This is a genomic window from Actinoplanes ianthinogenes, assembly GCF_018324205.1.
GTDB lineage: Bacteria > Actinomycetota > Actinomycetes > Mycobacteriales > Micromonosporaceae > Actinoplanes > Actinoplanes ianthinogenes.
Map to the genome: position 1 here is coordinate 1,400,708 of NZ_AP023356.1, position 12,431 is coordinate 1,413,138.

General features: G+C 71.9%; 10 protein-coding genes. 3 read left to right on the forward strand and 7 right to left on the reverse strand.

Going from position 1 to position 12,431, the window contains the following annotated elements; translation table 11 throughout:
* Positions 1-129 precede the first annotated feature (129 nt).
* A complete protein-coding gene (locus Aiant_RS06385; protein ID WP_189335142.1) occupies positions 130-834 on the forward strand; it encodes a GAF and ANTAR domain-containing protein in 705 nt (234 codons plus the stop codon).
* On the opposite strand, the gene Aiant_RS06390 is transcribed toward Aiant_RS06385, so the two are convergent.
* From Aiant_RS06390 to Aiant_RS06410, 5 genes are all read right to left on the reverse strand, one after another.
* A complete protein-coding gene (locus Aiant_RS06390; RefSeq protein ID WP_189335141.1) occupies positions 808-1,968 on the reverse strand; it encodes a hypothetical protein in 1,161 nt (386 codons plus the stop codon). The genes Aiant_RS06385 and Aiant_RS06390 overlap by 27 nt on opposite strands.
* Complete coding sequence (locus Aiant_RS06395; protein ID WP_189335140.1) at positions 1,968-3,077, reverse strand: ThiF family adenylyltransferase; 1,110 nt, start codon at positions 3,075-3,077, stop codon at positions 1,968-1,970. The genes Aiant_RS06390 and Aiant_RS06395 overlap by 1 nt, the downstream gene beginning before the upstream one ends.
* Positions 3,078-3,526: 449 nt before the next feature.
* Entirely contained in the window at positions 3,527-4,585 is a 1,059-nt protein-coding gene (locus tag Aiant_RS06400) for a putative PEP-binding protein (protein WP_189335139.1), read from the reverse strand.
* A gap of 57 nt (positions 4,586-4,642) precedes the next feature.
* Positions 4,643-5,554: a PrsW family intramembrane metalloprotease gene (locus Aiant_RS06405; protein ID WP_189335138.1), complete on the reverse strand. Its 912-nt coding sequence runs from the start codon at positions 5,552-5,554 to the stop codon at positions 4,643-4,645.
* A gap of 42 nt (positions 5,555-5,596) precedes the next feature.
* Positions 5,597-6,865, reverse strand: a complete 1,269-nt coding sequence (locus Aiant_RS06410; protein WP_229831145.1) for a jacalin-like lectin — start codon at positions 6,863-6,865, stop codon at positions 5,597-5,599.
* A 125-nt stretch (positions 6,866-6,990) separates the two neighbouring features.
* Between Aiant_RS06410 and Aiant_RS06415 the strand changes: the two genes are divergently transcribed.
* Positions 6,991-8,817, forward strand: a complete 1,827-nt coding sequence (locus tag Aiant_RS06415) for a phosphatase PAP2 family protein (protein ID WP_189335137.1) — start codon at positions 6,991-6,993, stop codon at positions 8,815-8,817.
* A gap of 112 nt (positions 8,818-8,929) precedes the next feature.
* Positions 8,930-10,363 (forward strand): alpha/beta hydrolase family protein, encoded by a 1,434-nt coding sequence (locus Aiant_RS06420; protein WP_245006645.1) that lies wholly within the window; start codon positions 8,930-8,932, stop codon positions 10,361-10,363.
* Here the strand turns inward: Aiant_RS06420 and Aiant_RS06425 are convergent.
* Positions 10,357-10,506: a hypothetical protein gene (locus Aiant_RS06425; RefSeq protein ID WP_189335135.1), complete on the reverse strand. Its 150-nt coding sequence runs from the start codon at positions 10,504-10,506 to the stop codon at positions 10,357-10,359. The genes Aiant_RS06420 and Aiant_RS06425 overlap by 7 nt on opposite strands.
* Positions 10,507-11,453: 947 nt before the next feature.
* Entirely contained in the window at positions 11,454-12,344 is an 891-nt protein-coding gene (locus Aiant_RS06430; protein ID WP_189335134.1) for a LysR family transcriptional regulator, read from the reverse strand.
* Positions 12,345-12,431 lie beyond the last annotated feature (87 nt).

Genomic DNA, 12,431 nt, shown 5'->3' on the forward strand with positions numbered 1-12,431 from the left:
GGGCGCATCCTTACCGGCGGCTGGCGATGATGCGGGCACGTGGCTTGACCCGGGCTCAGCCTACTGGGCCGGAGGGCCCGGCGGCGATTGTCGTCTGGCGAGCCGGGAATGCGGGTAGAAAAGGAGGACATGATGCCCGAACCGATGGATCCCACCGCCGCCTTCCGCGAGCTCGGCCGGATCAACCTGGGCGAGACCGACCTGGAGGGAGTTCTGGCCACCGTCGCCGACCTGGCGAAACGGACCATCCCCGGCGCGTTCGAGGTCTCCGTGACGCTGATCCGCGACCGCGGCCCGCACACCGTGGCCAGCACCGGCACAGCCGCCGACCGGATCGACAAGTGGCAGTACGAGCGCGGCTCCGGCCCCTGCCTGGACGCCTGCCGGCAGGGCGCCACGCTCTGCGTGGACGACGCGAGCGCGGAACGCCGCTGGCCCGGCTGGGCGGAGCAGGCCGGCAGCGTCGGGGTGCGCAGCGCGCTCAGCGTCGGCCTGCCGATCCGGGAGCGGGTCGGCGCGGCGCTCAACATCTACGCCGAAGCGGTCTGCGCGTTCGACGACGACGCGGTGGCGCTGGCCGAGACGTTCGCCGGTTACGCCGCGGTCGCCCTGGCCAACGCCCACCTCTACGACACCACGATGACCCTGGCCCAGCACATGCAGACCGCGATGGAGACCCGCGCGGTGATCGAGCAGGCCAAGGGGATCATCATGGGCCAGCGGCGGTGCGACGCGGACGAGGCGTTCGCCATCCTGGCCCGGGCCTCGCAGGAGTCCAACCGCAAGCTTCGCGACGTGGCCGGTGACCTAGTCGAACGCGCGGCGCGCTCCTGAGGCCCGGACCAGCACCCGGACCCCGCTGCGGACCGCGCCGCCGAGCGCCAGCACGCTCGGCACCACCGCGATGACCAGCGCCACCGCGCCCTGCCAGGCCGCCACCGTGGTCAGCCCGTCGGCCCGGATCGGCGCGACGCACATCTCCACCAGGTGCGGCAGGCTCGGCAGCACGATGGTGACGAGGTAGCCGAGCGCGACCGCGATCCCCGGCACGTAAAGCCACAGGTACCGCCGGGCCCAGGTGATCTCCCGGTCCCCCGCGGCGACCAGCTGCCGCTCGTCGTCGGCGGTCGCCCGGCGCAGCAGCCGGCGCAGCAGCGCTCCCTTGGTCGCCCACAGCGTGGTGCAGCCGGTCGCGTTCACCAGCAGCGCGTACGCGTCCGTCCGCATGAACACCAGCGCCTGCATGACCAAAGCCGTCACCTGCATCAGCACCAGCGCCCGGAGCAGCGGGTTCGCCCCGTACCAAGCCTCCAGGACCAGCGCGAGCGCCATCAGCACGGCGTCCCAGGCCAGCCCGGCCAGCAGCGGGCCGTACCGGGCCCGGCGCGGCACGCTCCACAGCCGGGTGAGGTCGGCCTGGAAGGTGAGGAAGTAGAGCCGGCGGCTGACCGAGAGCCGGCTGCGCAGCCCGAGCGCCGCCGCGGCGAGCACGTGCCCGACCTCGTGCGCCGCCACCGCCGCCATCCCGACCGCGCTCATCACCAGCAGGTTCAGCAGCTGCGCCGAGTAGGGGAACGCGTCCCGGTAGGTCGGCCGCAGCGACGGCATCGCGATCAGCAGCGCCACCCCGGCCACCGTGAGCAGCGCGTAGATCGCCCACGCCACCGGGTGGAACAGCACCCGTCCGAGCCCCTCCCAGCGCGTACCGTCCGGCTCGTCCACCGCCCCGAACAGCCCCTCGCCGGCGAGCACCTCCAGGAAGTCGGCCACGTCCACCGGCTCCCCGGCGAAAGCCTCGGCCCGCCGCCCGCACTCGCCCAGGTCGGCGCCCTGCCGCAGCCATTCGATGATCTTCGCGCCGATCTCCGGCACCTCGACGTAATCGGCCGCCGCCGGGCTGCCGATGATGTAGCCGTCGCCGTCCGGCACCACGGTGAGCACGGCGATCTGCCCGGCCGAGGGCACCATCAGGCCACCGCCACGGCCGCGGTCCGGGCGCACAGCCGGCACGCCGGGTGCCGGGCCCACGACTCCCGGGAGGTACGCATCCCGTCGGTCAGCTCGACCGTGTGGTAGGTCGCGGCCGCCACCGGCGCGTCGGTGCCGGTCAAATACCGCCCGGCCTCCAGCGTCACGAACCCGGCGAGCAGCTGGGCGATCGGGCCGGTCGCCCGGTTCACCTTGTCGGTGCTGCGCAGCACGTGCTGGGTGGCCAGCTCCGGCATGGTCGCGCTCTGCTCGTCGCGGCCGAGCTCCAGGCAGAGCCGGCACGGGCTGACCCCGGGCTGCACCGACCAGTAGAACAGCATCGAGTACTGCAAGCCGGCCGCGATGAACGGCACGCCCAGGTCGAAGCAGGCCTCGTTGACCATCAGGTGCACGTCGTCGGGCGTGTCGATGGCGCAGATGACCAGGTCGGCGCCGGCCCCGAGGCGCCGGACCGCGTCGGCGCCGGTGATCTCCTCGTGGATCGGCTCGACCACGGTGTCGCCGGCGGCGTACCGGCGTGCCCAGTCCCGTGCGGCGGTCACCTTGGGCCGGCCGATGTCGTAGTGGCCGTACGCGAACTGCCGGGCCAGGTTCTTCTCCTCCACGGTGTCGCAGTCGACCAGCCGGATCCGGCCGGCGCCCAGCCCGATCAGCGACTGGAGCACGCCGCTGCCCATCCCGCCGGCGCCGAGCAGCAGCACGTCGGCACGGGCCATCGCCCGGTGGTGGTCGGCGCTGGTCCGGCGCATCCCGGCGTACAGGTCGTAGAACCGCAGGTTGCTCTCGTGCCGGCGGCGCGTGGACGGGGCCAGGTCGTCGTCGGATCCGGCGCGCAGCAGCACGCCGACCTCGTCGAGCGCCTCGACGGCGGCGGCCATCTCCGCCCCGGTCACCGTGTAGCCCCGCGCGCCCATCGCGGCGGGCAGCTCACCGACGGTGTGCTTTCCCTCGGTCAGCAGATCGAGCAGCGCGCTGGTGCTGCCGTCCGTGTCGTCCAGGTAGGTGGCTTCCAGGGCCCGCCCCACCAGGATCACCTCGGACGGGCGCCGGATCACGGCGATCGGTTTGAGCTGCGGTCGCGCACGCACGGATGGTTCCCTTCAGATCGGTCAGCGCTCGGAGGTGTCGGACACGATGAAGGCCGGCCCGGCGGAAGCCAGGCCGGCCTGAACAGATCAGATCAGACGGCGCCCTGCGGAGCCTCCGGGTCCAGGTGCGGACGGGTGGCCTCGATGCGCTCGACCTTCTTGACCTTGATCTTCACGTGTTCTCCCCGATGGGTTTCTTCTCCGGCAGGCGGTCGCTCGCCGGTAATTCCACTCTGGCGGACCACAACCCGGAAAACTTTCAGGAAACCAACCGTTCCGCTGTCTCGAACGTGACGGCGCGAAACCGGCGCCCTGCCGCATCACGCGTGAGCGCGCCCAGCGCGCGCGATCCTAAATGGACCCGGCAACCGCGCTGCTCACGACCGCTTTTCCCCGATGTCAGAGCACATTTCCGGTACGCCCAGGGCACCGCCGGTGTGGCCGGATGCTCAGTGCGTGCGGTCGAGCAGGTGGCGCCAGTGCCGGATCAGCGGGGCCGGGCAGCTGACGTCCCGGACGCCGGCGGCCTGGAGCTGATCGTGCAGCTGCGGGCTGGGACGCAGGTCCAGCGCGACCTGGCAGGGGATGCCCTGGGTGGTGGCGACCGACACGGACCACTCGACCAGCTGAAGGATCACCAGCGGCAGGTGGCCGGGCGGGAGCAGGACGTCGTTGCGGACGGTGCGGTCCCAGACCATCGTGTGCTGGGTCAGGTCGGCGGCGTTGACGTGCAGCAGGTGGCAGTCGTCGACCAGGTCGGCGATGCCCAGGGCGGCGGCCGGGGTGGCCACGTCGAGGCCGAGACGCCAGCGGGATCCGAACGCGGCGCGGAAGGCGGTGATCTCCTCGCGCGCCGCCACCATCGGGACGATGATCAGCGGATCGTCCTCCGGGGACTGCTCGACGAGCGTACGGAAAGCATCCAAAGCGTCCGGAAGCAGCGAGCGGACCCCGCGCCGGCCGAAGGAGGCCGCGGGCGGGCCACCGGCCGGCTCGTCGAAATACCGGATCGGCGGCAGCGGCCGGCCCGACTCGGCGAGGAACTTCCACAGGTCGGCGCGCTCCCGGTCGGGCAGCGCGCGCAGGTCCTCGGCCCGCAGCGGGGCCCAGCCGTCGGCCAGGTGCCCCGCCTCCAGGGCCTCGGCCAGCGACGCCACCTCGGCGTGCAGGCGCAGACCGGCCGCGTTCAACAGGAAGGGCGCGGTGGTCGCGGCGTCGAAGTCGACGACCACCTCGTGGCCGAGCCAGCTGTCGTCGACGGTGATGCCGGTGAGCACCGGGACCGGCAGCGACCAGAGCGCGCGGGCCTCCGGCGCGTACGGCGTGACCGGCTCCTCGACGATCACGCCGGACAACCGCGGCGCCAGGGTGCGTATCAGGTCGGCGTCGGGTTTCTCCAGGTAGAGCAGGACGCGGCCGTAGACGATCTCCTCGATGCCGCTGCGGTCCACCAGGAGTCCACGGTGGCGGCCGAACCCGTACGTGATCCCTGGATCGTCCTCACCCATGTGACCCACCTCCCGTTACGCACCGTAGCGCCGCTGCGTGGTTCCCGCAGCCCCCGTTCATCGAGTGATCGGAATACGCCACAGCATCGGCGACTCCCGGTCGGCCTTGCGGGCGACGGCGCGCAACCACAGCAGGGCGATCAGCGAGATCAGGATCAGCCCGCCCCAGGAGAGCACCGTGAACAGGTGCGTCTGCGCGGCCGTCGGCTGCGGCTCGTAACCGCGCTCCAGCAGCGCGAACTGGTACGGCGTGCCGGTCAGCACCAGGGTGACCAGCAGCGCGATGCTGTGCATGCTGTCCCAGAGCGCGTGCAGCACCGCGACGCCCAGATAGGACAGCAGCAGCCGCCAGGTGAGGGCGAAGTGCCGCCGGCCGCTGGCGGAGAAGAGCACCCCGCCGAGGATCGCGGTCCACAGGCCGTGGCCGACCGGGGCGAGCAGGCCGCGCAGCAGCTCGGTCTGCACCAGCTGCATCAGCGACAGGCCCCGCTCGGTGAAGAGCGCGGTGAACGCGTAACCGGCCGACTCGAACGCGGCGAACCCGAAACCCACCGAGGCGCCCAGCACCAGGCCGTCGGCGGCGTACTTGTGGGCCAGGTGGCGGGTGAGGAAGGCGAGCGCGGCGAGTTTCGCGGCCTCCTCGATCAGGCCGACGCCGAGGAAGAACGCCGGCGACGGGTGCAGCAGGTAGGTCTCCAGCAGCGAAGCGGCCAGCACACCGAGGATGCCGCCGGTGACGAACGTGCTGAACAGCAGCTCGGCGGTGACCTCGCCGCTGTGCCGCCGGCCGAACGCCCACAGCACGAAGGTGACCGGGACCAGGAAGCTGCCGAGGAGCACCAGGGTGGGGATCAGGTTGGGGTTGCCCGTGGCGAGCGTGACCACCACCGTGAGGATCCACAGCAGCAGACCGGTCAGGAAGACCCGCAGCCAGTGACGGCGGCGGGGTCGTGCCGTGGCTTCGTACATGGCGCCGGAATACCCCGTCCCGGCGCCACGCACAAGTGACCTCTATCGCTTGGTGTAGATGAAGCCGAGTTTGTCCACCGCGTCCCCGGCCCGCCCGTGGAAGCCGGCGATCTGCCAGCCGGACGGCGCGGTGCGGGTCACGCAGTCCGCGGTGGTGGTGCCACCGGCCAGGGTGTGGCCCAGGTTGGTGGTGAACTTGGCGTAGAAGATCCGGGTGTGTGAGTTGTACACCCCACGGCACAGATAGGCACTCGTCACGTACTCCCCGCTGCCCAGGGTCAGCGACGTGAGGGTGCCGCCGGTCCCGCCGTGCTCGGCGATCCGATCGACCCGCGAGCCCGCCCGCATCGTCAAGGCCGGCAGAGGACCGGCCGTGCCGAGGTCGGTGAAGTAGTCGCCGTGCGGCCCGCCGAACTGCTCGCTGAACCGGTACGCCGGATTCGTCGTCCAGCTGAACCCCGCGCTGATCGGGTCGTGGTCGGAGAGCATCAGAGCGTCGCCGGTCAGGAACGAGGCGTGCTCGTTGTGGTACGACGTCGCGGTCAGCGTGACGAACGCGCTGCTCCGGTAGAGGATCTTGTCGACCACCTCGCAGGTGTCCTCGGCGCAGAGCAGCGGGTCGCTGCCCTTGGCCGGGGCCACCCCGCCCCGCTCCAGCTTCACCCAGGCGTCGGTGAGGCCGTTGGCGGCCACGAAGTCGGCGATGGTGTCGCCGCTGCGGGTGTACCGGGTGTTGGTGTCGCCCATGACGACGACCGCGTTGCCGGTCGAGTGGCTGCCGATGAACGAGGTCAGCTGGCTCAGGTTGGCGGCCCGCGAGGCCAGGTCGCCGTCGTTGGTGCCGGCGTTGGTGTGCAGGTTGTAGAAGTCGACATAGACGCCCTCGGCCAGCCGGACCCGGCTGAAGGTGAAGCCCTTGGGGGTCAGGCAGTCACCGGAGTCGTACTGGCAGGACGTCCAGCGGGTGCGCTCGAAGTCGTCGGTGTCGTAGGCGTACGACGAGAGGCTGTTGAGCCCGGAGCCGATGCCGGCGCCGCCGCTGGTCGGGGTGCGGTAGGCGTGCGTGTCGGCGGCGTACAGATAAGCGTGGTAATTGAAGTCCTCCTGCACGTGGATGACGTCGTAACCGGTGAGCCGCCCGCCGATCGCGGTGGTCGCGGTGGCCCGGTCGGTCTCGGCACTGGACAGGATGTCGGGGAGCCCGGCAATGTTGTAGGAAAGAACCTTGAAAGTTCCACCCTCGGCGGCGGACGCGGAGGCGGGGACAGCGAGCAACGCGGCTGTCAGAGCAATCGCCATGGGGATGCGCACGACCGGGACGGTAGGCGTCGCACCACCCGAAGGGAACCGTTGCTACTCGTAAGTAGCACTATGTTCACGTTAACAGCCGCGCGCGTTCGCCGCCGGTTCGCACCCCGCGCCGAAGCTCTCACCTCATGCCATCTCTCTCCCGCCGGACCGTGCTGCGCGCGTCCGCGGCCGGCCTGTTCGCCGGCCCGATCCTCGACGCCACGCCGGCCAACGCCGCCACCGGCCCGAACTTCGTCGACGACTACCGGACGAACGTCACGGCGAACCTGACCGCGGAGACCAACGCCGCCGTCCGGATCCTCTCCGGTTTCGCCACCACCTGGGCCACCGGCACGGCCTGGAACACCGGCACCGTCCTGGACCGGGCCTTCCTGCGGGCCAACGTGCGCTACGTCGTCAAGGTCACCACCCACCGCACCGACGCCGAGGCGGCCAAGGCGTTCCTCGTCGACCGCCGGCACCAGAGCTACTCGGTGATCGCCGGGCTCGGCCCGCTCGCCGAGCTCTACAAGGCGGGCGCGCTCGCCGTCACCGGCATCACGACGGCCCCCGCCACCACCCCGGCCACCACGGTCAGCGACGCGGTCCCGGCCGGCGCCCCGGCCGGCGCGGCGCTCGGCGCCGGCTCCACCACCTCGGCGCTCGGCAAGGTCGCCACCCTGGTCAGCACGCTGCGAGGCAACTACTCGTCGGGCAACCCGGCCAAGCTCTCCTTCCAGTACCCGCGCCCGTGGCGGATGGCCGAGGACAGCAGCGTCACGCCGACCGGCGCGGTGGACGCGTTCGGCTTCCCGGTCTACGACTCCGGCGTGGTGGTGGCCCCGGCGCTGCTGCGCCAGCGCGGCACCGACCCGGCCGAGGACGGCGGCTACGTCTCCGGGCACACCAACGCGCTGTTCCTGGCCGCCCTGGCCTACGCCTACGCGGTCCCGGAGCGCTTCCAGGAGCTGGTGACCACGGCCTACGACCTGGCGCACACCCGGATCGTGGCCGGCATGCACTCCCCCGCCGACGTGCTCGGCGGCCGGGTCCTGGCCACCGCCCTCGCCGCCGCGATCCTGCGCGACCCGGCGAACGCGACGATCAAGGCGGAGGCGCGCGCCCAGGCTCTCGCGTACTTCCAGAGCGCCGTCGGCGACGTGCGGAAGTACGCCCACGACCCGGCTGAGCGCACGGCGAACCTGGCGATCGTGCGGCACAAGCACACGTACGACCTGCCGGCGCACGGCAAGCGCGTCCCGGTGACCGTGCCGGTGGGCGCCGAGGTGCTGCTGGAGACGCGGTTGCCGTACCTGGACGCCGCCCAGCGCCGCGAGGTGCTGCGGACCACCGGCCTCACGTCGGGCCACCCGATCCTGGACGGCCCGGAGCAGTGGGGCCGGCTCGACCTGTTCGCGGCGGCCGACGGCTACGGCGCGTTCGACCGGACGGTCGCCGTCACGCTGGACGCGGCCCAGGGCGGCTTCCACGCCGCGGACGCCTGGCGCAACGACATCGGCGGCCGCGGCGGCCTGGTCAAGCTCGGCTCCGGCGCCCTGGAACTGTCCGGTGACAACAGCTTCCGTGGCGGGGTCACCCTGGCGCAGGGCACGCTGACCGCGGCCTCGCACACCGCGCTCGGCGAGGGCGACGTGACCGTCACCGGCGGCACGCTGAACCTGGCCGTCGACGGCGTCCGGGTGCGCGGCGGCTTCCGGCAGAGCGCCGGCGTCCTGGCCGTCACCCTCGACCCGAAGGGCAAGACCCCGCTCACCGTCGCGGACGACGCCACGCTCGGCGCGCACGTGACCCTGCGGGTCGCGGTCACCCGGGCGGCCCCGCGCGGCGCCACGGTGCCGGTGCTCAGGGCCCGGCGGTTGCGAGGGCGGTTCGCCACGGTGGAGGTGACCACGCCCGGCGTCAAGGCCGATCTGGTCAGCTTCGGCGACACGATCGCGCTGCGCATCCGCTGAAACGGTGCCGGGGCCCGGTCAACGGGCCCCGGCACTGTCCATAAAGCCGTGTTGGCCTTGACAAACGTCGATACCCGGCCATTTCATGTGTCCGGGAGGTAACACGATGACCATGCGCCGGAGATGCCTCGCTCTGCTCGCCGTGGTGCTGGCCGTGGTCACCGCACTGAGCGCGCCGGCCTCGGCCGCGCCGGCGACCTGTGCCGCACCCGTGCCCAGCACCACCCACCCCGGCTACCTGGTCTTCGACCCGGCCTGCGACGTGTCCGGAGCGGCGTTCACCCCGCTGACCGATGCCGCCGGCACACCGGTCTCGCGCATCTGGACCGGCATCCGGGACGGCGCGAGCTACCGCATCGAGGTGCCGAACCGCTGGAACGGGCGGCTGGTCGTCTACGCGCACGGCTACCGTGGCACCGGCACCGTGGTCTACGTCGACAACCCGTCGCTGCGCGCGCACTACATCAAGTCCGGGTTCGCCTGGGCCGCCTCCAGTTACGCGACCAACGGGTACGACGTGGGCCAGGGCGTCCGCGACTCGCACTCGATGATCGACACGTTCCGTCAGGTCACCGGCAAGTACACCCGCTCGGTGATCATGACGGGGGCGTCGATGGGCGGGCAGGTCACCGCGGTGGCGATCGAGCGCTTCCCGAAGGCGTTCACCGCCGCGATGCCGTACTGCGGGGTGCTCGGCGACACCAAGCTCTACGACTACTTCCTGGACGCGAACGTGACCGCGGCCGCCCTCGCCAGGGTGAAGGTCGACTTCCCGCTCACGCCGCCCGCCGACTACCAGGCCACCTGGCGCGCCCAGGTCAACCAGATCGCGCCGGCGCTCGGCGTGAAGGCGGGCTCGGCGCCGGTGCTCACCGCCGCCGGCCGGGAGTGGTCCAACGCGGTCGAGCGGCGCAGCGGCGGCGAGCGGCCCGGGTTCGACTCGGCGTTCGCGTACTGGAACGCCGCGCCCGCCCTGGCCCCGCTCAACGACCTGCCGTTCCTGTTCGGCGTCTACCCCGGCCTGACCGGCGGCACCGGCGGGATCGCGCCGGGCAACGTCACCGACAACCGGTTCACCTACTACAAGCTCAGCGACGGCCCGCTGCCGTCGATCGCCGAGCTGCGGCTCAACGCCGAGGTGCTGCGCGTGCAGCGGACCGCGACCGCCGACCCGGGCCTGGCCGGCATCCCGCGCGTCAACGGCACCCCGTCCATCCCGGTGCTCTCCCTGCACGACGTCGGCGACCTGTTCGTGCCGTTCTCGATGGAGCAGGAGTACGCTCAGCGCGCCGCCCGCAACGGCCGCGCGAACCTGTTCGTCTCCCGCGCGATCCGTGGCGTCGGCCACTGCGACTTCACCGAGGCCGAGCTTGCCCAGGGCTTCGACGACCTGATCCGCTGGGTCCGCACCGGCCACCGCCCGGCCGGCGACGCCATCCTGGACCGCCGCGCCGTCGCCTCGGACTCGTTCGGCTGCCGCTTCACCAACGGCCCCCACCCCACCTTCGTAGCCCCCACCTGCTCCCCATACAACCCCCGCTACTGAGCCCCACCCCGCACTCCCACCCCGCGCTCCTGCTCCTGCTCCTGCTCCTGCTCCTGCTCCCGCTCCCGCTCCTGCTCCTGCTCCCGCTCCCGTCCCGTCCCGCGCTCCCGCTCCCGCTCCCGCTTTCGCAAGATCAACTTCACAATCAAGATCATCCTGACTCGGATCCGCGCTGATCACCGATCGTCGCTCCCGCCAGGGACCCTTCCGGGCCGGGCTGGCCGCTGACGCGTCCAAAACGCCCACCCCTCCAGGGCGACGCCCGCAGCTGCCCACGACCGCCAACCCCAACCCCCGAGCTGGCCCTGACGGCCCTATCCAGACCCGGGAAAGGGCCATGAACGCCAGCCCGAGAACCCAGCTGGCCCTGACGGCCCTATCCGTACTCGCGATAGGGCCGTGACGGCTAGCCCGAGAACCCCAGCTGGCCCTGGCGGCCCTATACGGGCTCGGGATAGGGCCGTGACAGCCAGCCCGACAAGCCCGGCTGGACCTGGCGGCCCTATCCGGGCTCGGGACAGGGCCGTGACGGCCAGCCCGACAGGTCCGGCTGGCCCTGGCGGCCCTACCCGGGCTCGGGATAGGGCCGTGACAGCCAGCCCGACAAGTCCGGCTGGCCCTGGCGGCCCTACCCGGACTCGGGACAGGGCCGTGACAGCCAGCCCGAGAACCCCGGCTGGACCTGGCGGCCCTACCCGGACTCGAGACAGGGCCGTGACAGCCAGCTCGACAACCCGACAAGCCCGGCTGGACCTGGCCGCCCTACCCGCACTCGGAACAGGGCCATGAGAGCCAGCCCGACAAACCCGGCTGGACCTGGCGGCCCTACCCGGGCTCGGGACAGGGCCGTGACGGCCAGCTCGGCAAGGCCGGCTGGGCCTGGTGGCCCTATACGGGCTCGGGATAGGGCCGTGGGGGCCAGCTCGGCGAGGCCGGCTGGGCTTCAGCGTGGGGGTTTGGGCGGACCAGCGGGAGGTGGGCAGTTCGGCCCGGATGCGGCCTCGCGGTCGGGAGGGGGCAGGGCCTGGCGTCGAGGGGCGGGACGGGGCTGTGCGGGTGGGGCGGGGCTAGGGCGTACCGAAGGAATGGGTTAATAGACGGTCTGCTCGAGGATTTCTCGGAAGGCTCGGGCGGCCGGGGATTCGGCGCCGGAGAGGCGCTGGGCGGTGAAAATGGTGCGGCGGGGGGCGTCGGTCAACTCCAGGAGGCGGCAGGACGTCTCGCGGCCGGCCCAGACCAGGTCCGGGATCAGCGCGACCGCGTTGCCGGACTCGACCAGGCGGATGTGGGCCTGGAGGTCGGCGGTCTCGTAGCGGACGTCCGGCTCGAAGCCCGCGCGGCGGCACAGCTGCTCGGCGAAGTGCCGGGACGCGGCGCCGCGGGGCTCCATCACCCAGGGCATCTGGCGGGCCGAGTCGAGGGAGTCGACCGGGTGCAGCGACTCCGCCGGGGACGGCAGCGCGAGCCGGATCGCGTCGGTGGTGAGGTCCCGGCGGTCCAGGCCCGGGTGATGCGGGGCGGCGTGCGCCGGATATTGCTCGGCGATCACCATGTCGAAATCGCGGGCCCAGGTTTCGCGGAGCGCTTCCTCGGGCTCGCGCTGGACCATTTCCACGCGTACGTCGGGAAAGCGAGCGGCCGTGGCGCGCAGAGCGGCCGGCATGAAAGCGAGCGCCGCGGATTGGAAGACCGCGACCCGGACCGTGCCGGTGACCCGGGTGGCGGCGGCTTTCAGGCGCGCCTCGGCGCGCTCCAGCGTGTCCAGCACCTCCCCGACCGAGGCGACCAGCACCTCGGCCTGCGGGGTGAGCTGCACCCGGCGGCCCGCCTTGCGCAGCAGCACCGTGCCGGTTTCCTTCTCCAGCTGGCTGAGCTGCTGGGAGACTGCGGACGGGGTGAAGTTGAGCGCCTCGGCGACGGCCGCGAGGGTGCCCCGGATGGCGAGTTCGCGGAGCAGGATCAGGCGGCGGATCTCCAGCATGGCTCGACACGTTAGCCGAACTGAAGGTTATTCGTCAGAAAGCTTCGCTTTTCCTTACCGGATTGCTGGATACAGACTCTCGGTGAA